This is a genomic window from Oleidesulfovibrio sp. (assembly GCF_047973035.1).
GTDB lineage: Bacteria > Desulfobacterota > Desulfovibrionia > Desulfovibrionales > Desulfovibrionaceae > Oleidesulfovibrio.
Genome location: NZ_JBKEBF010000005.1, coordinates 1 through 22,192 on the forward strand (window position 1 = coordinate 1; position 22,192 = coordinate 22,192).

Annotated in this window: 17 protein-coding genes and 3 pseudogenes; 10 read left to right on the forward strand and 10 right to left on the reverse strand. The window is 48.3% G+C overall.

Annotated elements, in window-relative coordinates:
• A pseudogene (locus tag ACK5LI_RS00690) lies at positions 1–142 on the forward strand (IS200/IS605 family transposase); the annotation flags it as partial.
• A gap of 122 nt (positions 143–264) precedes the next feature.
• Here ACK5LI_RS00690 and ACK5LI_RS00695 read toward each other — a convergent pair.
• The gene (locus ACK5LI_RS00695; RefSeq protein ID WP_416945707.1) at positions 265–462 is read right to left on the reverse strand and encodes a hypothetical protein; all 198 of its coding nucleotides are present in this window, start codon (positions 460–462) and stop codon (positions 265–267) included.
• Positions 463–690: 228 nt separating this feature from the next.
• Here ACK5LI_RS00695 and ACK5LI_RS00700 point away from each other — a divergent pair, with 228 nt between their 5' ends.
• The gene (locus ACK5LI_RS00700; protein ID WP_416945708.1) at positions 691–960 is read left to right on the forward strand and encodes an acylphosphatase; all 270 of its coding nucleotides are present in this window, start codon (positions 691–693) and stop codon (positions 958–960) included.
• A gap of 372 nt (positions 961–1,332) precedes the next feature.
• On the opposite strand, the gene ACK5LI_RS00705 is transcribed toward ACK5LI_RS00700, so the two are convergent.
• On the reverse strand, positions 1,333–2,706 hold the full coding sequence (locus ACK5LI_RS00705) for an MATE family efflux transporter (RefSeq protein WP_416945709.1): 1,374 nt from the start codon (positions 2,704–2,706) through the stop codon (positions 1,333–1,335).
• A gap of 239 nt (positions 2,707–2,945) precedes the next feature.
• Between ACK5LI_RS00705 and ACK5LI_RS00710 the strand changes: the two genes are divergently transcribed.
• Positions 2,946–3,908: a zinc metalloprotease HtpX gene (locus ACK5LI_RS00710; protein WP_416945710.1), complete on the forward strand. Its 963-nt coding sequence runs from the start codon at positions 2,946–2,948 to the stop codon at positions 3,906–3,908.
• An 11-nt stretch (positions 3,909–3,919) separates the two neighbouring features.
• Here ACK5LI_RS00710 and ACK5LI_RS00715 read toward each other — a convergent pair whose 3' ends face one another.
• From ACK5LI_RS00715 to ACK5LI_RS00725, 3 genes are all read right to left on the reverse strand, one after another.
• On the reverse strand, positions 3,920–4,351 hold the full coding sequence (locus ACK5LI_RS00715) for a DUF1499 domain-containing protein (protein WP_416945711.1): 432 nt from the start codon (positions 4,349–4,351) through the stop codon (positions 3,920–3,922).
• Between the two features lie 51 nt (positions 4,352–4,402).
• The gene (locus ACK5LI_RS00720; protein WP_416945712.1) at positions 4,403–6,058 is read right to left on the reverse strand and encodes a methyl-accepting chemotaxis protein; all 1,656 of its coding nucleotides are present in this window, start codon (positions 6,056–6,058) and stop codon (positions 4,403–4,405) included.
• 670 nt (positions 6,059–6,728) lie between these two features.
• Complete coding sequence (locus ACK5LI_RS00725; RefSeq protein WP_416945713.1) at positions 6,729–8,132, reverse strand: cytochrome c peroxidase; 1,404 nt, start codon at positions 8,130–8,132, stop codon at positions 6,729–6,731.
• A gap of 430 nt (positions 8,133–8,562) precedes the next feature.
• Between ACK5LI_RS00725 and ACK5LI_RS00730 the strand changes: the two genes are divergently transcribed.
• Together ACK5LI_RS00730 and ACK5LI_RS00735 are read left to right on the forward strand one after the other, a co-directional pair.
• The gene (locus ACK5LI_RS00730; protein WP_416945714.1) at positions 8,563–9,378 is read left to right on the forward strand and encodes a THxN family PEP-CTERM protein; all 816 of its coding nucleotides are present in this window, start codon (positions 8,563–8,565) and stop codon (positions 9,376–9,378) included.
• 249 nt (positions 9,379–9,627) lie between these two features.
• Positions 9,628–9,984 carry a hypothetical protein gene (locus tag ACK5LI_RS00735; RefSeq protein WP_416945715.1) on the forward strand — a complete coding sequence of 119 codons (357 nt, stop codon included), beginning with the start codon at positions 9,628–9,630 and terminating at the stop codon, positions 9,982–9,984.
• Positions 9,985–10,351: 367 nt separating this feature from the next.
• Here the strand turns inward: ACK5LI_RS00735 and ACK5LI_RS00740 are convergent, their stop codons facing one another.
• The 5 genes from ACK5LI_RS00740 to ACK5LI_RS00760 form a co-directional block, all read right to left on the reverse strand.
• Positions 10,352–10,765: a response regulator gene (locus tag ACK5LI_RS00740; RefSeq protein ID WP_416945716.1), complete on the reverse strand. Its 414-nt coding sequence runs from the start codon at positions 10,763–10,765 to the stop codon at positions 10,352–10,354.
• Between the two features lie 13 nt (positions 10,766–10,778).
• A complete protein-coding gene (locus ACK5LI_RS00745; protein ID WP_416945717.1) occupies positions 10,779–12,602 on the reverse strand; it encodes an SLC13 family permease in 1,824 nt (607 codons plus the stop codon).
• A 31-nt stretch (positions 12,603–12,633) separates the two neighbouring features.
• Complete coding sequence (locus ACK5LI_RS00750; RefSeq protein ID WP_416945718.1) at positions 12,634–13,008, reverse strand: response regulator; 375 nt, start codon at positions 13,006–13,008, stop codon at positions 12,634–12,636.
• A gap of 206 nt (positions 13,009–13,214) precedes the next feature.
• Entirely contained in the window at positions 13,215–13,640 is a 426-nt protein-coding gene (locus ACK5LI_RS00755) for a response regulator (protein WP_416945719.1), read from the reverse strand.
• Between the two features lie 28 nt (positions 13,641–13,668).
• On the reverse strand, positions 13,669–15,348 hold the full coding sequence (locus ACK5LI_RS00760; protein ID WP_416945720.1) for a sensor histidine kinase: 1,680 nt from the start codon (positions 15,346–15,348) through the stop codon (positions 13,669–13,671).
• A 198-nt stretch (positions 15,349–15,546) separates the two neighbouring features.
• Between ACK5LI_RS00760 and ACK5LI_RS00765 the strand changes: the two genes are divergently transcribed.
• From ACK5LI_RS00765 to ACK5LI_RS00785, 5 genes and pseudogenes are all read left to right on the forward strand, one after another.
• Positions 15,547–18,075 carry a sigma 54-interacting transcriptional regulator gene (locus ACK5LI_RS00765; RefSeq protein ID WP_416945721.1) on the forward strand — a complete coding sequence of 843 codons (2,529 nt, stop codon included), beginning with the start codon at positions 15,547–15,549 and terminating at the stop codon, positions 18,073–18,075.
• A 756-nt stretch (positions 18,076–18,831) separates the two neighbouring features.
• The gene (locus ACK5LI_RS00770; RefSeq protein WP_416945722.1) at positions 18,832–19,173 is read left to right on the forward strand and encodes a hypothetical protein; all 342 of its coding nucleotides are present in this window, start codon (positions 18,832–18,834) and stop codon (positions 19,171–19,173) included.
• A gap of 405 nt (positions 19,174–19,578) precedes the next feature.
• Positions 19,579–19,857, forward strand: coding sequence for a hypothetical protein (locus tag ACK5LI_RS00775; protein ID WP_416945723.1), 279 nt, complete (start codon positions 19,579–19,581; stop codon positions 19,855–19,857).
• A gap of 220 nt (positions 19,858–20,077) precedes the next feature.
• Positions 20,078–20,581 (forward strand): annotated as a pseudogene (gene tnpA, locus ACK5LI_RS00780) (IS200/IS605 family transposase).
• Positions 20,582–20,802: 221 nt separating this feature from the next.
• Positions 20,803–21,978: pseudogene (locus ACK5LI_RS00785) on the forward strand (IS3 family transposase).
• The last annotated feature ends 214 nt before the right edge of the window (positions 21,979–22,192 follow it).

The window sequence follows — 22,192 nt, forward strand, 5'->3', positions numbered from 1 at the left end:
GTGCCGTGGATATTACGTAGATACAGTTGGAAAAAATAAGGCAAAGATACAAGATTACATTAGGCACCAACTTGAGCATGATAAGCTTGGTGATCAATTATCTCTTCCATATTCTGGAAACCCGTTTACGGGTCGCAAGTAACAGAGATGCAGATGCCAGACGAACGTGCGCCTGCTAGGGCGCTGCTAGTAAGAAAGCCTTATAGGCGCATATGAAGAACCCCCAGCTATGCTGGGGGGTACCTTTTTTGCATGTAAGGTGTATCAGGAACCTTCTTCAATCAGGCGTGAATACAGGTACTCGTCATCGGGGTATTTTATCCCGTTACCGTTAACAATTAAGCTGGGGGAAAGCTGGTCAGAGGCCGCGTCTGAAATTTCGGCAATTTCCCAGCGTCCGTCATCTTTTCCTACCACAAATTCTTTTTTTTCTTTTCTGGCCAGTTTAATGGCAAGAATCACAGTTTCCTTGAAAGTAATAACGGGCCTCCTGTGTGCTACGTATTTGTTGCGCTTGAAATAGCCTAGGCTGCGGCTTCGGGCAAGCGTATGATAGCTTTGAATGTACGCACTCTATTATCGTATAAGCAACTTGCCTGTTATGTGTTGTAATACTATATTCTATTGTAAGGACATAGTTTTCATCGGGCTTGCCCGAATTGTTTGGTCTGCAACAAAGAGAGGTCGCAAATGAAAAGCCTGCATTGTGTAGTTACCGGCAACGTCGATTCAGGGAGCTTTCTGGCTTGGGTTCATGATCAGGCTGCCGCACTTTCTCTGACCGGTTGGGTCCGCAAGTTGGAAACAGGCAAAGTTGAAGTTCTTGCGCAAGGCGATGAAGAAGGTGCTAATAAATTACGCACCCTGTTAAAGCAAGGCTCAGCGCTGTCCGGCATTCTTGAGATGAAGGCAGACTGGATAGACTATGAAAAGTCGTACGACAGGTTTGAAATGCGATAGCGCGCTTCCGGTTCGTTTTATTGAAAAGGCACTTAAGACAGCTTTAAATAACAATGCCCCACGCTATCCGTGGGGCATTGTTATTTAAAGCTATTGGACATTGTTCCGCCATGGCTGCCGATCATGGAAGGTGCCGGTTTGCAAGTGTTGTCATTGCCGTGCTGAGGATGCTCCGTACGGGTCAGGCAGTCAGCACATTCCCAGTATGATCGTGATGTAAACCTGTCTCTGAGGGCATCGTAAAAACGATGATATGTCTTTTTTCCACATGTATCACAGATTTTCAGTTGTAGTATGCTCATCTGTATTCCGGTCCGGTCAGAATAGGGTGAAAAAGAATACGAGAAACGAAAACAGATTAATTGGAACCTGCTAGCCTGATGCCAAAGCGTTTGCACGCCCCAGCGGAGCACTTGCCGAGCCGGGCCAGATGCGGACGATGCCGAAATAAGCACGGATGCTTGTCCACAAGCCTGTAATTCCCCAAACCCAGCACAACAGGCTATCTGGTTGTACATATTGAACTGTTAAGAGACTTGCAACAGAAATTACTGATGCAGTTACCATGGCGTTTCGAATGAATTTGAAATCTCCGGTACCCCAGTGAATTCCGTCAGTTGCAAAAGAGAGTGCGTTCAAAGGTTGAATGAGCGCAGCGATTATCCAGGCAGAGGTAAAGGTTGCCATTGTTTGTTGAGGCACCAGCAGCCAGCCTATGATGTCTTGCCCAAGCAGCATAGCCGCGGTCATTGCAACTCCCGCCCATAAGCTCCAGCGACATACAAAAGCCGCTATTTTTCGCGACTGGGTTATGTTGCGCCGGCCATAAAAAAGCCCGATCAGGCTTTGCCCTGTTATTGCAAACGTATCAAGGAATAACGCAGAAAAAATGAAGAACTGCCTGATTGCCTGATGGGCGGCTCCTGCATCTGTTCCTGCTTCTGTGGCTGCACGGGTTCCTAGGAGCAAGAACACAATGACCATGCCGGAGCGTACAAAAAGATCGCTCCCAATGGAGAAAAGCCTTTTAATGTCGTGCAGGCGTATATTCCACGAAGGCTTCAGCGCTCGCCATACAACGAGAAGTGTCCAAAGAGCTCCTGCCCACTGGCTGAGCGATGTGGCAAGTGCTGCACCCGTCACACCCAGTTCGGGAAAAGGGCCGATACCAAAAATAAGCACCCAGTCTAGCAGAATGTTGAGCAAATTGACGATGCATGCGACCCAGAAGGGGGTACGCATATCCTGTAATCCTCGCAAGGCACCAATTCCGGCAAGGGTGATAAGCAGGGCTGGTGCCCCGATAAGCCGGATACGGATATATTCCGCAGCAATCGGCGCCAGTTCTTTATCTGCCCCCATAAACGTTACAGCTGCGGGCAAAAAGGGAAGCGCAATAGCCGCAGTGACGACGCCCAGAAATAAGGAAAGCAGAAGAGCTGTGCCACAGATGTTTGAGGCTTGTTTGCGATTGTTTGCTCCGACAGCCTGCGCAACTTCGGTCTGGGCTCCGATGCTAAGAAAATTGAACGCCCAGAAAATAGCAGATAAAGTCATGGTTCCGACGCCCAGCGCAGCCAGCGGGGCTTCGCCAAGTCTTGCCACAAAAGCCGTATCTGCAAGGCCTGTCAGGGGCTCGGCGACCAGTGAAAATAATACAGGCACCGCCATGCTTAAAAAAGTACGGGCCGGATTGGTGATGAAAGGGTGCGTGGAACTATTCGGTGGAGTCTCAGTGGATGGCATGCTTCTCTCCTGCGTGAGTGCTCAATCTGGCGATTGCGCACTACTATGACATAGCCTACTTCCGGCAGGAACAAAAGCATCATTAACAATGACATAATGGTGCTTTGTTGCCATAAAAGCACACGTTACCTGATGCAGTCTGCCAGACTGTTGACTTGTCGGAAAACTGTAATAGGTCTTAACGAATACAACCGGCTGAATGCGGGATGTTGAAACTCCGTTTATGATCGAGGTTCTTAATGATACCGAATGCTTTTCACTATAGAAATACGTTACAGGTGGCGGTTCTTGTCGGCGGAATGCTGGGGATTCTGGCTTTGACAGGATGGATTTTGTTTGGTGATGGCGGCGCGATGTGGGCGCTTATTCTTGTTGGCGGAGCATTGATTTGGCTTCCATCTGCAGCGCCTGCATTGCTACTTAAACTTTACAGAGCCCGTCCGCTGAGTTCGCGGCAGGTTCCGGCTGTGTATCATGCTCTTGCAGAATTGTGCCGCAGGGCGGGAGTTCCGCATGTGCCTGTTCTGTATCATCTGCCAACAAACGTATTGAATGCGTTTACCGTCGGTAGCGGACGAAACGCTGTTATCGCGGTTTCTGATGCAATGCTGCGAAATCTGGATATGCGCGAACTCATTAACGTGCTGGCGCATGAAGTGGGGCATATTGCCGGTTCTGATGTGCGGGTAATGACGTTTGCGGACGTTATAAGCAGGATTACCGCATTGCTTTCAACTGCTGGTAACATATTGCTGCTGTTTAATATTCCTTTGTTGCTGCTTGGAGAAGTTACAATCTCGTGGTTTCTGGTGCCTATTCTTATTCTGGCACCTAACGCCGTAATGTTGCTGCAGCTGGCACTTTCGCGTACCAGAGAGTTTGACGCAGATGAATTTGCAGCGCGAATTGCCGGTGACCCGGAAGGGCTTGCTGTGACATTGCATAGACTGGAACGTTCCGGCGGGTCGGTATGGGAGCGCTTGTTTGCGCCCGGTAAGCGTGAAGAGCAACCTTCTTTTCTGCGTACACATCCGCCAACACGGGAAAGAGCGAGAAGGTTGCTGGAGATGGCAGCTCAGATGCAGACTGGTAGGTCTGGACGCTTCTGGGAACCTTTATACTTACAGTACCGTCAGCCTGTGAGCGTGCCCGCGCGCACTGTCCGCATACCAAGGTGGAGGTTGGCGGGATTATGGTACTGACAGCAGAATCGTCAGTTTGATAGCAGGATTAGTTCACGCAGCTCTTCAATGCGTTTACGGTTTACGCCGAAGTCATAATATCCTGTACGCGATGCCGAACGGACGTGGAGAACCTGTACCTTCTGATCCGGCATAACATGCACATCATCCTTGAAGCCGAAAATAGCACTGGTAAAAACAGCATGAATGACATTTTCCTGTATGGTTACTTCTCCTCCCATCAGCTGAAGAGCGGAAGCTGCCTTGCGGATTGCTTCTTTCTGGGAGCCTTGAAAAGAGATGGGTGCTATGGCGTGTCTTTTTTCATGCTGTAACGAGTTTACACAGTTCGGCGAATCAGGACAGATTGGAAATTTTGCACTGCTAACACGTTCTGCACAATGAGCTGCCTGAACAGTGATTGTTAACAGTGTGATTAGGATGCCCGTGGCTGTAACTTTCACGCGTATCTCTTTTTTTACTGAATTTTTGCTCTGACTGGCTGCTACCTGTAGCTAGTCTTCATATGTATCTAATTCCGGCAGTGCAGGGTGGGGGGCCTTAGTTTCAAATTTTTTTCCTGTCATGGGCTGCGAGCCGTTTGTTGTTTTGAAAAAAGAAATATGCTGTTGCAACTCTTCCGCGCTTGCTGCCAACTGTCGCGAGGTGCTGGCTACTTGCTCTGAAGTGCTGGCATTCATTTGTACTACGGCGTCAAGTTGCTGGATGGCTTTGTTAATCTGCTCCGCGCCCACATTCTGTTCTGCACAGGCGGCTGCAATTTCCTGTACAAGAGATGAAGTCTTCTGAATGTCAGGCGTGATCTTTTGCAGCATGGAAAGGGCAGAATCGGCAACTTCAAGGCTGTTGGCAGAAAGAGTGTTAATATCCGCGGCGGAGCTGCCGGAGCGCTCAGCCAGTTTTCTTACCTCCAGCGCCACGACGGCAAAGCCTTTGCCATGATCACCCGCGCGTGCTGCTTCAATTGCCGCATTAAGGGCCAACAAGTTTGTTTGTCTGGCAATGTCTTCTATTACTTTTATTTTTTGTACAATTTCACGCATAGCCTCTGCCGTTTGTTTGACTGCCCTCGCTCCTTGCTCTGTCTGCTGGGCAGCCTGCAGGGATAAGTTTTCTGTTTCGCGTGCATTCAGTGCAGTCTGTTTTATGTTTGAAGCCATTTCTTCGACAGAAGCTGATATTTCTTCCATGGAAGCCGCTTGAGTTACTGCTCCTTCGGACATGGATTTGCTTGATTCGGAAAGATGCCTTGCGCCGCCGGAAACCTGATTTGCTGTATTTTTGGCCTCATCAATTGTTTCAGAAACTTTGTCGCGCATTTTCATCAGAGATGTAGAAAGGTTGCCAAATTCGTCTCTGGCTTTCATTGTCAGCGTACTTGCAAATCGGCCCTTGGCCATTTCTTCGGTAGCGTGTTGCAGCTTGCTTAAAGGAGAGATTACCCTGCTACGTAACGAAAGCCATGCAACCCAAAGGACAAGAGCAAGGACTCCACCGGACCAGCCTGCCACTTCCAGTCGGGCACTGGCTATCTGGGCGTTTGCACTTTTAAGTGACGTAATGACTACAAACGCACCGTGCACTTCTCCTACTTTCCAACCTTCTTTTATGCCGCCTGTAACGTCCTTTTCACCTTTTGGATCTCCGTGACAGTACATGCATTCTTCCGTAAGGCGAATCGGGCGAAAGTACAGTAAACGGTCAGGCTCGCGGACGATATATTCGTTTATTCCTTCGGTTTTAAATTTTGTGAGAATTTTTAATTCCAGCGGAGTGGGTTCGTTAGCAGGGTTTCTGGGACTGACCTTGGGGACGCGCATGGTGTAATCAGAATTTTTTGCACTGATTTGAGCTATGCGCATGGCGGTTACAACAGGAACAGCACTTAACACTTTATCAGGAGGAAGCTGGTCAAGGGGCATGATCACGCCTTGAGCCAGTTTTTCAGACATTTTATTACGTGTGTCTTCCGCCAGTTGTACAACAGTACGGCTGCGGCTGAGCAGGCTTTCATATGCACCGTTTTCTATATCATCAATGTGCTGACCTGCCAGCAGAAGTGTTAGCAGTATCGGGCCGGTTAGTACGGTAATCAGGATGATGGTTTTAATGCTCAGGCGGGTAAGCATGACAAAATCCTCGCTTTGCATAAACTTTCTTTGTTGTATCCAGATTACTTTTAGCAACGGCTTTAAAATTGTGTCCTTTATAAGTTTGCAAGGTGGGGTATATTTGTAAGGGTGTACTATGAGCCTTGGCGCAACGGATTGCGGGGTGTATTTAGCGTAACGTTTGCAAAGGCAATGCGAGGAACTTTTGAGACTGCTTGGTGTTATATTAATATGTAATGTGCGGATATCGTATAGCGATATTGCAGTGTGTTTTGTGGATATATAGAACTGTAGATTTGTTCTATTCTTTAGAGTTGTTTGTATGTGAAATTAATATTTTCAGTGTGATGAGATGGTGTAAACTTTAGTTTGTTTTGTTTTTATAAGTGATGTGATAATATTGCAGGATTGAAAATATTAATTTTTAATTTATAGAAAGTTATGCTGTTGGCAGTTGATTGTTCTACGATGTATATAATGTTGTTGTATTGTAAATAGCATGAGATAAAATTGTTGAAGTCGTATTTTCATGTATGTATCTTTTAGTACATACATTGGCGCATATGGTACACTGCTAGCTGAACGACTATCTTGGTAACTGTTCGGTATAATTGGCAAGACATGCCACGTGGCGGGCATGGATCTGGCAGGCGCGAAGGTAATTAACTATAAAGGAGAGGCTCAAAGAGCCTCTCCTTTTTCAGGGCTGTTAGTTAGGAATGACTGTGCCGGAAAGTGGCTTCCCTTCATGTTCTCCTGTGAGAGTGCGCAGGAAGCTGACAATTCTGTCACGATCTCCCTGATGAATTTCCATACCAGACAGATAGATACCCATGATGCGCACTGCATCATCAAGGGTGGTTACTGTGCCGTCATGCATGTACGGGCCGGTCAGCTCGATATTTCGTAGGTTCGGAACTTTGAATCGGTGGAGATCTTCATCCTTGCCAGTGAAGGCTTTGAGACCTTCATCCGATCCCAGTTTGCCGCCTCGGTCGGCAAAGTAATCCTTTTTAAGATCCATGTATTCAAAGGATTGTCCGCCGACAGATTTACCTACGTGACAGCTTGAGCAACGATAAGCCTTGAAACGTTGGTATCCTGCCACTTCCGTTTCAGTGAGCGCTGTTGCATCTCCCTTAAGCCACTTGTCAAAACGGCTGTCAGGCGTAATCAGGGTCTTTTCGTATTCTGCAATGGCATTGGTAATGTTGTCGCCGCTCCAACCGTCAGGATAAACGGTGGTGAAGGTTGTGGTAAGGCCTTCATCCTGAGCAAGCTTGGCGATGATTTCTTCCCAGTTCTTACTATCCATTTCGATGGGGTTCATGGGAGGTCCGCCAGCTTGTTCCTGAAGGTCGGCAGCTCTGCCGTTCCAGAATTGTTTAACGTTAAAAGCCGCATTGAAAACAGTGGGGGCGTTGATGTCGCCAAGTTGTTTGCGGACACCTTCTGAGAATCGAAGGTTGTCTGTGCCGCCTTTTTCAGAAGCATGGCAACTGGCACAGGCTACGGTGTTGTCGCCGGAAAGGCGTTTGTCATTGAAGAGAAGTTCACCGACCGCAGCTTTTAAGCTGTCAACGGGAAGTGAGGCAGGCAGGGGCTGGATTGGCTCGTTGGCATGTGCCGGAGCAGCCAATCCCGTTGCATAATGTGCAGCGCGGGATGTTTTTACCCAGTCAAGAATGGCGATTTTGTCTGCGGGGGGAAGCTTGCTGCCCCAGTGAATGGCTGTAAATTTTGCGGGGGGCATTGTGTCGTTTTGAATAACCCATTCCATTTTAGCCAAGGTTGCTTCGCCAATGGGTTTGTCCTTTGCCGCCTCAACAAGTTCCAAGTTCAGGTCCATGGCTCTCAGGCCATCTTTGTAGTCCTTTTCAATGATCCCTTTAATTCCAGGAATCATAGCGTAAAAGGGCAGGTCGTACCCGCGGGAATGGCAGGCCATGCATTTTTCGACGACGATGTCTGATACTTTTGAAAATTTTGCTAGCGGAGTGCTGTTAGGTAAAACTGCTTTCTGCGATCCCACCGCAGTGTCGACTGCAGCTACTCCTACTGTCGCTACTAGCATACAGCTGGCAGCAAGGGCCGTAAAACGAGGTCTCATCATTTTTCTCCTGTTTATATGTTCATGAATATTTCTTCCTTGCCTCCTGTATTTTTGTTTTTCTTTTCTTAATATTTTATAAAAGTCAATAGTAACGATTATGATTAGCATGTAGATGCTACCTGCACACCGGCTTTGTTAAATCCTGAAGACTGACGGAAATAACGAGTGTAAAGTTTTTCGACTATTATGCTGTGTGTATAATTTCAATGTATTGTGTGCCTGTTCGTATCTGTTGAAGCACTAAAACGCGGACGCTGTCGGGAAAACATTCATGCAAGTTTTTATATGTCGGTAAACTTAACAGTCGTTAGGGTTTTTATATTGGTAGGCGTTATTGGTAACTGTCTGTTTTTGCCCGATTGTCTCGGACTGGCACGAAGCATGCTGTATTTGGGAGAATTGCAAGACTATTTAATAAGTGGGGTATATTATGATGAGGTATGCTTATCGCACTGTGCTTGGTTTTCTTTTAGCTGTTGCTATTGCATTTCCTGCTTCAGCTGCAGTGGTTACTTCCTGGGATTATAGTTATAATGCTGGTTTTTCCAGCTGGACTATGGAAACAGGCAAGGACTCAATCTTTCATGATGGTCTGACCACTGCAGGCTATAATAATGTAAACGGTGTGAGTACGTATTCTCAGCTCTGGTGGGGATCCGGCAACGCTTTATTCCAGACCAACCCCAGAAGCGGCATTGTGCTCGGGACTCCTGTAAACGGTATTGTGGATACCAATGGTGCTTCGGCAGGCGCCATGACTATGACCCACTTTAACAACCCCGTTTATGGTAATACCCTTCTTTCGGGCACCGTAACTGCTGCGTTGGAACTGTCAGCCCGTGATCCTTATAATGGTGCTGCCAACGTTCTTTCTACCCAGCTCGAGTTTGCTTTTTATGAAACTCCTAACGTGGGCGGGAATATTGCCGACGTATTTATTCTGACAAACCCCGGTGTGACTACTGAAGGGTTCGAGTATGACGGAGAGTGGTACACACTCGACTTCACCGGCAGCTTCGGCCTTATTCCGGAGAGCTATATCGCTTTGTTAAAACTTGATACTTCTATCAGCTACTATGGATGGGTGACGGAAGAGGGTGTTACTACTTCTGTAGATACCAGTTTTACAATCAGTCATGTTCAGCAGCCTACCCCTACACCTGAGCCGGCTACGTTTGTTCTGCTTGCTCTTGGATTGGGAACGCTTGTAGGTGCATCACGACTGAGACGCCGTGACGTTGCGTAACTGAATTACAGGCTTCTCGTATCTTTTAAAGCGGGCTCAGAATTCTGAGCCCGCTTTTTTGCGTGGATTTTCTGTTGGGTGATTTGTTGTGTTCTGAATACTATTGCTAAGTTTGAAGCTCGCTCTGACTAACATGCAAGCTGGTGAGTCTCCAGATTGAATTTGTATTTTGATGTCTATCTGATACTGTGGCTGCTTATGGGGCCAGCGGACTTATTTTAGACATGATTTAAGCTTTTTGTACGTATCATGAAACAATATATTAAATACTTGTTGTTGATTGTGGTTACTGCGATTGCAACCATTGTACTTTTGTCTGTCGCTGTTTTTAAAATTGAGCCTGTAAGCTCTACATCGCACCAGATTTTTGGAAAAATGCTTTGGGTGACAGCTCCTGACGGAGGAATGGGCTTTAGAATTGTTGATTCGGCGCACCCGCATTACACGCTGAAGATTACCTGCTACACACCGGACCAAGTATGCTATGAAGGGGAATTTATCTACACAGGAGATAAGCTGGACAAGGTAACCCTTTCGGACATCGGGTCATATCTGGGGGAGGATGTCTTGCTGATGAACGGTGAATCATTACGAAAAGTGGAATAAGGTGATTGGGCAAATGTTGACTAGCTCGGACCGAAGTAAGGACGGCTTTTCGGGATAGACCTCGATATACCTTTAAGTTATCCGGCTAGCGGGATGCTATGGGGTAATTTTGGCATACTTGTCTGCCATAGTTCTATATTTTGCTTGTTAACGTCCCCTCAGATAGCGTCATTTTTTCATTGTGGGGTTGTTGAAGTATAATAACCTGAGCACCAAGGCCGCCAGACCTTATAAGCAGAAGCCCGGCACAACCGTCGTGCTCTTTATGCAGATTAGCAGAAAGAGGCTTACCGGTTGTGTCGGGCTCTATTTTATCCAGCTGGTTGGAACGGGAAGGGTATGCCGAGACTACTGGCGATCTCTCACCTTATGGCAGCTTGCTTAATTGTTCCGCCTTGCGTTCTTTCCGGTCTTTTGCACTGTGAAGCAGGTCAACAAGCTCATCCATGTGGGCTGGTTTGGGCAGAAAGTAAAAGGCCCCCAGCTCCTGCCCCTGAATGCCGTTTTCAGGTGTAGGATTTCCCGTGTGCAGGATTGTCTGAACCAGAGGGAAGTTGCTGCGGATTGCAGCAAGAGTTTCCAGTCCGTTCCTTCCGGGCATGGTGATGTCCAGTACAACTACGTCTGTGTCAGGATGGCTGGATAGTGTTTGAAGGCAGTCTTCGCCGGAAGTTACCATCAGTACATCAATACCGCGACGCTTAAGGCGTTTGGTCATAACCTCAGCAAGTTTTTCCTGATCGTCAACGACAATGGCTCGAATATTTCTTTGCGTCATCATGATGCCGCACCTCCTACTGTAATGGTGTAAACGGGAAGACCATCGGAATTACGATGGTGCTGAACACAATTACCAGCAGCGTCATAGGCAGACCTACGCGCATAAAGTCCGAAAACTTATAGCCACCGGGGGCGTATACCAGCAGGTTGGTCTGGTAGCCGATGGGCGTGAGGTAGCAGGCTGATGCACCGAATGCTATACCGATGAGGAATGCCCGCGGGTCGACTCCCAGTTTCATGCCGATGGACACAGCGACAGGAGTCAGCAGGGCCGCGGCGGAGTTGTTGGAAAGGAAGTTGGTGACAAGCGCAGTCAACGTCACTACGGCAAGTAACACTATCTGGGCTGACACTCCTTCGAACGGTGCCAGAAACGCTTGGGCGTACACGTCGGCTGCACCGGTTTCTGAAAGCGCCTTACCCAGCGAAATGGTGGAAATGATAAGAAGCAGTACCTCTCCGTCCAGAGAATGGAAGCTTTCTTTCAAGTTTACGCAGCGGGTCAGAATCATAAGGAACGCAGCAATGGTAGCCGCAGGCAGAATGCCCATAATGCCCGTGGCTGCGCAGAAGACCATGCCGAGGAACAGCCCCAATGCAAGCGGAGCTTTGTTGGAGTAATGAATCTTCTGGCTGGCTTCTTCCATAATAATGAAGTCGCCGTCTGACGCCAGTGAGTCCATGGCGGAGCGAGTACCTTGCACCAGCAGTGTATCCCCTGTGGCAAGACGCAGCTGGCTTGTTTTTTGCCATGCGTAGTGCCCTTCCTTATGACGTACACCGATAATAGTGATGTTTTCATCACGACCTGCTGCAGTATTCCACAGCCTGCGTCCGCGCACACGTGAAGCAGGAGGCACTATCAATTCTGCGATGGGGCGGGCATCGCTGGGGCCGGAAAGGAAGAGGTCGCCGCCATGGCGAAGCGTAACGACTTTCTTGCCAAGCAGAGAGGTAAGATCATCAAGAGGGCTGCTGATAACCAGCAGGTCACCTGCGTGGATTGTCAGGTCTTCTCTGCCGGGAACGTAGAGCATTTCGCCTTGCCTGCTCAGTTCCGCAACCTCGCCTGAAGGTCCGAGAACAGAAGAAGCTTCACTCACTTTTACGCCGGTTAAGGGGCTGCCTTCAGGTACTACCACTTCAGAAAGATACAGGTTTCCCTGCTGATCTCCGCTGGATATGAATGTCGACTTGCGCTCGGGGAGCAGCTTGGGGGCTACAAAGATAAGGAACAAACCACCGATGACGGCCAAAGGGACACCCACTATGGACAGTTCGAACATGCCAAGGGGTTTTTGACCGTTAAGCACCATCATGTCGGACAGGATGATGTTTGTGGAAGTACCGATGAGTGTACACGTTCCACCAAGGATAGACGCAAACGACAGCGGAATCATGAACTTTGAGGGAACAAAGCGGAACCGTTCACACAGCATCAGAATGATAGAGATGAACAGGATAACCACCGGAGTGTTGTTCAGGAAGGCGGACAGCGCGATGACTGTGACCACCATGAAGATCATGAGACGCAACGGTTGGCCTTTGGTAAGCCTGGCGGCCAGATTGACCACAAAGGACAACGCCCCGGATCGTATCAGACCTCTGCTGACAATGAACAGCATTGCTACTGCCAGAGGACCACGGCTACCGAACGAGCCGAAAATCTTGCTGAACGAAAGGACTCCACCCAATAGTGCTTCAGACAGGGAAAGACCGACGATGATTCCAAGTGCGGTAAGTGGCAGCGGCCATTTTTCAGTAACAAGCAAGTAGAGTGCGATTACCAATATGGCCGTCACGGAGAGTACTTGCGGGGACATGAACGTAGCTTCCATATGAAACTCCTCGTTGTGACACGTGTCTCGGTCAGTTGGACTGGATGCGGTTTATGATGGATACTATTTCGTCAGCATTGCACGGCTTGGGTAAATACTGGCTTGCCCCATGCGCGAGACAGAAGTTGACGGTTTCTTGATCGGCATGTCCTGAAATCATGATGACAGGAACGTCAGGAACCATGCGTTTGAGTACATTCAGCACTTCAAGACCGCTGATGCCTGCCATTTTCAGATCAAGCAGCACAACGTCAAAGGCATTGCTCAGCAGCATCCGCAGTGCGGTGTCTCCGTCCAGCGCATGGGTAACCCTGATATTGCGGCGGCGCAGCCTGCGGGCTAGAACGTCGCCGAAAGCCGGTTCGTCATCCACCAGAAGAACATGAGGCGGTTTAGCTTCTGCCATGACTTGCTCCGGCAATGTTTTTCGGTGTTTTTGTGCTGTCGACCGGGTGCCGACGGCACAGCACGGTATAACCTGAGTCGGAGGATTGCGTTAGAGGTGCGGGCATCAAGGTGTCTCCGTGCTGCGCCTGTCGGCGGTTTGGTGCGTATGACGGGATATACGCACAGGTCGGGCCTGAGTGTTTCGGGTTCGTAAGGGCGTAAAAATTAGTCTCCGCGGCGAAGGATAATGTCTCCGGCTTTTGCAGCAGCCAGTTCGGCACAATAGGAGTCACGTCTTTCTTTGGCTGCTTTAAGCTTTTCGATGAGATCTTCAGTAGAACATGGCTTGCTGAGAAAATCGAAAGCACCTTGCTTCATGCCTTTTACAGCCATGGCAGTGGTTGAGTTACCGCTCAGCATGATTACTTCCACCAACGGAAATTCTTTTCGGATAATATCCTGAACTTTCAGACCGTCAGGGCCGGGCATGACCACGTCCAGTACTACTGCATCCACACCGGGATTGTTGCGCAGATAGTCAAGAGCTTGAGGGCCATTGTGCACAGTATGGACATTGATGTTTTTACGGGTGAGGCGCCGTGCAAGAGCTTCGGCAAAGGCCACTTCATCATCAACGAGCAAAACGTTCATAGTGTTCTCCTGTCCTTGTTACCGGTTGCTATGCCGAGCAGGGGATTATTGGCAGCTCGACGGTAAAGGTGGTGCCCTTGTGCAGTTCGCTCTGCACTCGGATGTCTCCACCTGCACGGGTTATCAGGCCGTGGCAGATGGAAAGGCCCAGGCCGTTGCCCTTTCCAACAGACTTGGTAGTAAAGAAAGGGTCGAAAATTTTATTTATCAGTGTGTCCGGAATTCCTTGACCCGTATCACTGATACTGATCATGGCAGTGTTGCCTTGCAGACGGGTGGTAATCGTAAGGTTGCCGTCGCGGCGGTCTTCCATGGCATCCAGAGCGTTGTTGATGAGGTTTATGAATACCTGCTGCAGTTCTGACGGGCTGGCTGTTAGTGTGGGCAGGGCAGGGTCCAGCCGCATGCGGGTGGTCACGTTCATATAGCGTGCACGTTGTTCGGCAAAGCCTGCGATCTCCTGCAGCAACATATTGACGTCCACACAGGCTTCTTCGCCTGTACTGCGTCTTGCAAACGATAAAAGTTTGTGTGTGATGTCTCTGCAGCGCATTGTTTGCGTGTTAATCTGTGTGACACTGCGACGTATTTCTGCTTCTACGGCTTCCAAGTTGTCGAAACCGTCTTCCATCACGTCTTCAATCCAGCCGCTTTCTTCACGGATAATGGCCAGCGGGTTGTTGATCTCGTGTGCAACTCCGGCTGCAAGCTCACCTAATGCGCCTAAACGGTTCGCTTCGACTACCTGTGTATTGAGTGACTCTTTTTCTGCGGCCAGCCTTTTGGTCTGTTTGGTTACGTAATGCACAAATACTGCGGCACCACCCACAAGCAGCAAAGCGAGCAGCATCAACTTGTTGAGCAGTTGCTTTTTAGGTGCAGCAAAAGGCTGCTGTATAGCATCGTTGGGAGTACGGGAGACTAAAAGCCAGCGCCCCTCGTTCAGGTCTGTAAAAACGTACAGATCCCCGTTCTGAGCATAGGAGGTTACTGCTGTGCGGGATTCTGCATGCAAGGTAAATAGCTTTTCAGCCATCAACCCGATGGCATTGGCTTCCTGATCACTGCTGCTTACACCGCTTTGAGACACTCCGGCACGGTTGATAATTGTTACTGTACCTTCTGTGTGCTGCGCAGCTGAGCGGACAAGTTCAGCTACAAGTTGCATGCGAAGCGTTGCGCTGATCAACCAGGGCTCTTTCGGGGTGCCCAGACGCAGAGTGACTACCAGTCTCGGGTCGCTGCCTGGCTGCGCTACGACATCACCCACATATGACGGATTTGCTATAGCTCGCTGGAACCAGCGGGATTCATAGATGTTTGTACCTAGCAGCCCTTCATGTCCGGCATAAGCCTTTATGTCTCCGTGAGGAGAAATAAGGCTGAGGTTTTCGAAAGCGTTTTCATATTGCCCGTTAAGGCGCCACAAAAGCCATTCAAGGTGCCCTGTTGACTGGAGTTCTTCCACAGTGCGGGATTTACCCAGAAAGGCCAGATTAGCCCTGCGTTCACGCAGGAAGCTGTCTATCTGCGTAGAATGCTGGCGGACTATGCTGGAAAGATACTGACTTGAACGCCTTTCATAGGCGGCCTCCAACCCGTGGGAGACTATTGTATATGTAAGTGCGAGTGTAAGTGACACAAAAAGCAGTACAAATGCGGAAACGCAGATTGCCAGTCGATGTCCCATGGTGTTTGTTTGCTGCATGGCTGTCCCGTAATTCTGGAGTGTTACAGTCAAAAACTGTCCACTCTTCTGCACGGGGTATGCCTGTGGCCCGATGGCTAGATATAACTGCCTTTCATCGCTTGAAATAAAAAATATTGAGTGCTTGCTTTTGTGGTGATATGTCTATTGTGAATTTTATGACAAGCTGCTGGTGTCCTGATTTTCAGCGAGGTAACGATGTTTTTGTCCAGAAAGCCCATTTCTCAGATTCTGTTGCTTTTTACAGGCCCTTTGTTGCTTCTGCTCGTGGGCCTGCAAGGCGGCGTAGCACTGTTTTTGTCGCTTGACGCACTGCAGCAGGCTCTTGGCCGTTCTGTACAGACCAAGACCATGGCAATTTCTTATGAGTTGTCATCGTATTTGCGAAAAGTCAGGTACAATACCTTGCTATTGGCGGATTTTGTTGATTCCGAACAGACGCTGGGCACCTACCTGAACAGGGTGGGGGGATTAGTCGACAAAGAGGCTTTGGCTTTAGTGGTGACAGCAGAAAATGGCACGCGTAGCGCTTATGTGCGCGAGCATACTGATGTCCGGAAATGGGTTAAGGCGGATGGCTCGATGTCTGGTATGGATATGACATCACCTGTTTTTGTGAGTAAAATTAAAATATTGAAAGTTGGCGAGGTTGCTGCTTCGCAAGTTTTTTCTGTCCGGTTGCCAGCACAGGGGGCTTTTGCAGATGAAACTACCAGCGTTCCGGTAATTCAGTTTGTTACTCCGCTTAAACAGGCAGACGGTAAAAAGGGGCGGCTGTTATCATTATATGTAGCGGCAGATCATATCGGTGAAATGCTGACGTATCTTCAGTCCCCTGCATCGCCGTTGCATGCGTTTCATAGGCGTCCGGCAAAGCGATTCAGTTACTTTGCTGATCCGAGAGGCTGGATTTTATACGAGTCAGCTCAGGAGCATAACGCGGCATTTATGCCGGTTCAGTCGCGGCAGGATTTACGCGGAACGTTAGGGCTGGCAGGAATGCCGGGCGCTTTTCTTCCTTCAGACGAGCATTCTGCCTTTTGGGACAGTGTGTCCAATGCCAGAAATATGCAGCCGACTTTAAATCAGGACTGGGAAAGTGAGAACGGCCTGACTTTTCCGACGATTATGATGGAAGCCGGAGCTCCTGTACTATACCGCACAAGCGATGATGCCGAGCCGGAAGTCTGGGGAGTAGCCTTCAGCGTCGACCGTAGTCTGTTGCCGCATGTACTTGGCACCAGGCAAGCATGGATTTTGTGTGGGGTAGGAGTTGTTGTTCTGGCAGTCAGTATTCTCGTTCTTTACCTTGTTGGCCGTTTTTGTGCGGCTCCGATGCTTCTTCTTGCCCGCAAGGTGGAGGCTGCGGCGACGGAACCTGCTCCAACACCTGTAGAAGGAGAACTGCGGGGGTACGAAGCAAATGTGTTGCAGCAGGCGATAAATCGTATGATCCGGACTCTGAACCTGCAGCTGGCGGAAATTAACGATAAAACCCAGCGATTGGCTCACTATGCAAGCTTGCAGCAGGTAGAGTTTACTGATTTTCGTGATCCGACCGAAGAACTGGATAATTCTGCACTAAGTGTGCTCAGAGGCTCCAGCAGCGTCATGCGCCAGCTTAAAGCAGAGATCAGCAAAGCTGCGCAAGTTGATGCAGATATTTTGATTGAAGGAGAAACAGGAACCGGAAAACAACTGGTCGCAGAAGCTGTTCATAAGGCAAGCAGGCGCTGCAATGGCCCGCTGGTTCCGATTAACTGCGGCGCACTGGACGAAAGTCTACTTCTGGATGCTCTTTTCGGGCATAAGAAGGGGGCTTTTTCCGGTGCGGAGAATGATCGTGACGGCGCTTTTGTCCATGCTCATGGCGGCACCTTGTTTTTGGATGAAATCCAGTCGGCTTCTCCTAAGGTTCAGCAATCATTACTCAGGGTAATCGCCAGCAGGCGAGTGCGTCCATTAGGTACGGACGCCGAATATCCTGTGGATGTGCGCGTAATCTGTGCAACCAACGTTAATCTGCTGGAAGAAATCGAAGCCGGCAAATTTCGTCAGGATTTATACTATCGCATCAAAGTACTCTCGTTGCATACGCCGCCTTTGCGAACACATACCGATAGCATTCCCGCTCTTACAGCGTATTTCCTTGAACAGGCGCGCGAAACTCTGGGACGTTCAGAGTTGGCCTTAACTCGCGGCGCAATGGAGGCACTGTTGAAGTACTCGTGGCCCGGTAATGTGCGTGAATTGGAAAATTGTATAATTCAAGCCGCAGTAACAGCTCGCGACGGTTTGATACACGTAGCGGATTTGCCATTCAGCAAAACATTTCAGCCGTTGTCAGATAGTGGTGTTTCCACCCGCAGCAGCGATGCAGGGGGCTTCACCAGTTACCGCGAATCTGAATCTAAAAAGACGTCTCCATTCCAAGCTTCAAAAGGTGCTGATAGCGTCGCAAGTTATACTGTACATAATATATCAGAAGAAACATCCGTTTCGGCTATTAGTGCGGAGGCTGCTAACAATGCCTTGAATGAGCGTCAGCAGCGTATTGTTGAATACCTTCAGCAGCAGGGAAGCATTACCCGCAGGCAGTATCTGGAGCTTTTTGACTATGACATTTCTGACAGAACTGCAGGGCGTGACCTTCAGGATCTTGTACAAAAAGGGATCATTCGGAAGAGTGGAGCGGGCCCATCCACATCGTATGTTTTTGTTAAATGATCTTTGGGTCTGTGGCGTAGCTGGCAGATTATTTCAGGTAGGATGTTTATATTTCTAGTTTTCTTGCTTGATCTATTTTTTGCAGAACACCTTGTTTGTTCAGTACGCCGGGCTTGTATCATTCTGGATGAGGTTGGCTGTACGTTTTTTTGGGGATGAGAGCGTAGATTATGCACCATGTTGTGGTTGTCTGATTGGACGATTGTACAGGCAGCAGCGACTGAGCACATCGGGTGAGATGCTCCTTATACTGACGGTCCTTGCTCTTAATGCTCTCTTTCAGGCGAGCATTTGACGGCGTATGATAAAGAATATGAGGGAGAGGGACTCATTGAGTGGTAATTCGGTAAGATAAGCTACCTCTTGCTTGTAAGTTGAAGTATACATGTCACTAGATCTTTGGGCTCTCTCCGGACAGTTTTTTTAGCTACTGAAAGTGCTACTTACTGTTTCATCGGGGAGTTTTTAGTATTTTACATTGCTTCTGTTTTTTGAAGTGCTGCTTTTTGATGCCAAAGGACTGTTGCTGCTACGGCCTGTCAATTTAGTACGGGCTGATGGCAGCTTTTTTATTTGTGAGCATTGCTTAGAGGATATTTGTTACAACCTTGCTGTCACTTTTGCAGGTAAAGTGAATATTTTTCATCTCTCTCTCCGATATAAAGTTAACAAATAAATAGTTTATTCCATTTTATGGAATGTTCATTTGTTATCAACTCAGAAAATGAAAACTATAAGCTATTGATAGGGGGAGCGATGCCGCCAAAGCTGGATGACGCAACATGTGGTGTTAAATTATTGAAAATGTTTAATATACTTGCTGTTTCAGGGCAGAAGTGTTTTCAAGTTGATCTTGCAGAGCGTTTACAATGTTCCCCTCAGACTGTGAAACGTTTGGCTGACACTATAGAGTCTGTAATTGGTGTAAATCTGGAGCGTGGAACAGAGGATCGCAGGCGTTGGTATAGAGTTCGGGGTGCATGGAGACACTCAACTGCATTAAATGATGAAGAAAAATATAACAACTTGAATAAGTCAGGGATAACAATAAATGCTCTGACAAACGCTATACGAAAACTTATTGAGGAAGTTGCATAGACAAATTTAGAATTGTGGATAGTCATAAATAAATCATAACGTATAGCTATGTGTAATGCATATATAGTGAATAAGTATGACAAATGGTATGTTTTTATATGAAGCTGGGATATCTTTTATGAATACTTTTAGAGAAGAATTGCTTGCCTCGCGTGCTGTAAAATTAGTGCGTACCGTGCCTGAACATTCTAATTTGCTAGTCTGGCATGGTCGTGCGGAAGAACATGTGCTGGTGATATGTACGTGGAGCATTGATAGTGAAGGAAGAACTCTGGAAGGACGAGCAATTCAGATCATCCCTTCGAGTCAATGTACATGTAGAGATCCATTGATCGAGATGTGGCGTAGAGTCGAACATAAATTAGAGAGCATGGGTTTTAGAGTAGCTTATGGAGGGCAGTGGGAGTGAACAAGCTAAAAGTGTTGCTTTGTACTCAACATGTCCATTTGCAGAGCCGGAGAAAAGAAGGCGGGAGTATCGATCATTGGTGTGCAACGGCGTATCAAAATTATATAAAGCTTAAAACGTGGACGTCTTCAGTAGAAACAGCAGGCTCTGATGAAACTGGAAATACTGTTTTCAAGGTTGCATCAGCCTGTATTGATGGCGATCCAGTGCAAGAACTTTGGCATCAGGCTCTTGTTAAAACAAAGCAGTATGATGAGTTCGTTTGTGGGGAATAGTGTAGTTGTTCCTTGCGTTATTTTTTTATAAAAAAAATAGTGTGTTATCGAGGTTGTGGATGGCGAATTGCGCCAAGTAAAATGTGATCAAACTATCTGAAAATGATCTAAAAATACGCGAAGTTTAGCACGGCATTGGTTGAACATAATAAAAAATCCACGCATAGCGTGGGGTTCTAACAAAGGCGAAGCCTGTCAACATCCGCCAAAGTCGCTCACTATGTTAAGCAAAGTTTCCCGACAGTTGCCCCAACCATGGAGAGTGACAAGGATAGACATGCAAAGCCTGGAATATACGCGCTGGAACTGCAAATATCATGTGGTATGGGCTCCTAGGTTCAGGCGTAAATAATTTATGGCAAGTATAAGACAGAGATAGGCAGTATATTACACAAGCTTTGCGAATGTAAAAAGATACAGATACTCGAGGCGCATGCCTGCGCGAATCACATCCATAAGTGTATAAAGATCCCGCCTAAGTATAGTGTTGCTCGGATCATTGGTTTATTTGAAAGGGGAAAGCCCCTTGATGATTTTTGAGCGTTCCTCAGCTCTCAAATGCAAATATGGCAACCGCCAGTTTTGGTGTAAAGGATACTTTGTGAGTAGGGTGGGAGTGAATGCAGCAACAATTGTAAAGTATATCTGTGAGCAAGAAGAACGGGATAAAATTTCCGATCAATATAAGTTGATAGAGCGAAAGGACCCGTTTGTGGGTAGTTAGGAATCAAAGCAGACGTCGGGACATGTCTTTTTTAGAGGGGGCTAGTATTAGGCCCTTACTGGGGCAAATCAGGACCGCCCCTTCAAGGGGCGGTCCTGATTTGCGTATAAAAAAAGCTCTTCGGGGACGAAGCGCCTTGAGTTAATTGTAGGACTGATCCTGCTACAGGGTTGTGGACCCTAAGTTAAGCCACTATCCTGACCCACAACCAGGAGCAGTGGATGAGTAAGAATCGTAGGACATACGACGCAGAATTCAAACGGGATGCCGTGCGGCTAGTTGAGGAGTCGGGGCGATCAGTTTCCGAAGTCGCCGAGAGCCTTGGGATTGGTGTGGACCTCATTTATCGCTGGCGGCGTGAACTGCGAAGGCAAGAGCATGTTGCATTTCCCGGACAGGGCAAGCAGGCTCTTACAGATGGGCAGCGCAGGCTCAGGGAGCTTGAGAAAAAGCTCAGGGATGCCGAACTGGACCGGGATATATTAAAAAAAGCGTTGGCCATCTTCAGCAAGGCACCGAAATGAAATTTCGTCTCATCAAGGACCACCGCTCACAATTTTCGGTGAAGAGGATGTGCCGCACACTCAAAGTTTCCAAGAGCGGATACTATGCGTGGAATAGCCGCCAGCCATCGCGACGGGCAATTGAGACCGCCAGCCTGCGGCAGAGAATTGTCCAGCTTTACGCGGAGCACTCCGGGGCCGCTGGCAGCCCCATGATCACAGCTGACCTGCGATCAGAAGCCGAATTCCGGTCCGTGAGTCGGCAACGGGTCGCCAGACATATGCGATGCCTTGGCCTGCGTTGTCGAACATCCCGCAGGTTCGTCGTGACGACGGACTCAGCCCACACCGAGCCCATCGCCCCCAACCTGCTCAACCGCGAATTTGCCGTTCCCGCTCCCGACACGGTATGGGTCTGACATCACCTACCTTAAAATCGGGCGAAAATGGCACTATCTCACGGTCTTTATCGACCTGTTTTCACGTATTGTCGTGGGGTGGGACCTCAGTGATTCGCTTGAAAGGTTCTCCGCGATCAGGGCCTTTCACAAGGCCCTTGTTCGGCGTCGACCTTCGAGGGGGCTGCTTGTTCACAGTGACAGAGGAATCCAGTTCGCCAGTTGTGATTTCTGGACGGAGCTAAAACGCCATGGCTGTATTCAGAGCATGAGTCGCAAAGGCAATTGCTGGGACAATGCCGTGGCGGAATCCTTTTTTCACACGCTCAAAACCCAATTGGTCAGGCACCGCAGGTTTACAGGGTTCCAGGAAGCCGAACTGGCTCTGTTTCAATACATTGAAGCCTATTATAATCGAAGGCGGCGACATTCCTCGAATGGTTGGATGAAGCCTGTTGAATTCGAAAACCGTCAGGCCTTGAAAAAAGCGGCTTAACTTGCTGTCCACTTTTTTGTGGCAGGATCACCATTCAACCTTACCCCAAACCCGCTTATCAATAAGACACGGCAAAGCGGCTTTTCCGTTCTGGGGAAGCTGTCTTAACTAGTGTCAAGTTACGCGTAACGAAATGCCAAATCACGCGACGCATTACAGCTACCCCAAATTGCAGCTTGGGTAGCAATAGGGTAGCAAAAGAATAAAAAAAGGG

What these genes read in the sequence shown, in the direction of transcription:
- ACK5LI_RS00720 (WP_416945712.1), bottom strand. Translation starts at nt 6,058, where the DNA reads ATGCAAAGCGAGGATTTTGTCATGCTTACCCGCCTGAGCATTAAAACC.
- ACK5LI_RS00745 (WP_416945717.1), bottom strand. Translation starts at nt 12,602, where the DNA reads ATGGAAGCTACGTTCATGTCCCCGCAAGTACTCTCCGTGACGGCCATA.
- ACK5LI_RS00770 (WP_416945722.1), top strand. Translation starts at nt 18,832, where the DNA reads ATGCCGCCAAAGCTGGATGACGCAACATGTGGTGTTAAATTATTGAAA.
- ACK5LI_RS00700 (WP_416945708.1), top strand. Translation starts at nt 691, where the DNA reads ATGAAAAGCCTGCATTGTGTAGTTACCGGCAACGTCGATTCAGGGAGC.
- ACK5LI_RS00705 (WP_416945709.1), bottom strand. Translation starts at nt 2,706, where the DNA reads ATGCCATCCACTGAGACTCCACCGAATAGTTCCACGCACCCTTTCATC.
- ACK5LI_RS00755 (WP_416945719.1), bottom strand. Translation starts at nt 13,640, where the DNA reads ATGAACGTTTTGCTCGTTGATGATGAAGTGGCCTTTGCCGAAGCTCTT.
- ACK5LI_RS00740 (WP_416945716.1), bottom strand. Translation starts at nt 10,765, where the DNA reads ATGATGACGCAAAGAAATATTCGAGCCATTGTCGTTGACGATCAGGAA.
- ACK5LI_RS00760 (WP_416945720.1), bottom strand. Translation starts at nt 15,348, where the DNA reads ATGCAGCAAACAAACACCATGGGACATCGACTGGCAATCTGCGTTTCC.
- ACK5LI_RS00725 (WP_416945713.1), bottom strand. Translation starts at nt 8,132, where the DNA reads ATGATGAGACCTCGTTTTACGGCCCTTGCTGCCAGCTGTATGCTAGTA.
- ACK5LI_RS00710 (WP_416945710.1), top strand. Translation starts at nt 2,946, where the DNA reads ATGATACCGAATGCTTTTCACTATAGAAATACGTTACAGGTGGCGGTT.
- ACK5LI_RS00765 (WP_416945721.1), top strand. Translation starts at nt 15,547, where the DNA reads ATGTTTTTGTCCAGAAAGCCCATTTCTCAGATTCTGTTGCTTTTTACA.
- ACK5LI_RS00730 (WP_416945714.1), top strand. Translation starts at nt 8,563, where the DNA reads ATGATGAGGTATGCTTATCGCACTGTGCTTGGTTTTCTTTTAGCTGTT.
- ACK5LI_RS00735 (WP_416945715.1), top strand. Translation starts at nt 9,628, where the DNA reads ATGAAACAATATATTAAATACTTGTTGTTGATTGTGGTTACTGCGATT.
- ACK5LI_RS00750 (WP_416945718.1), bottom strand. Translation starts at nt 13,008, where the DNA reads ATGGCAGAAGCTAAACCGCCTCATGTTCTTCTGGTGGATGACGAACCG.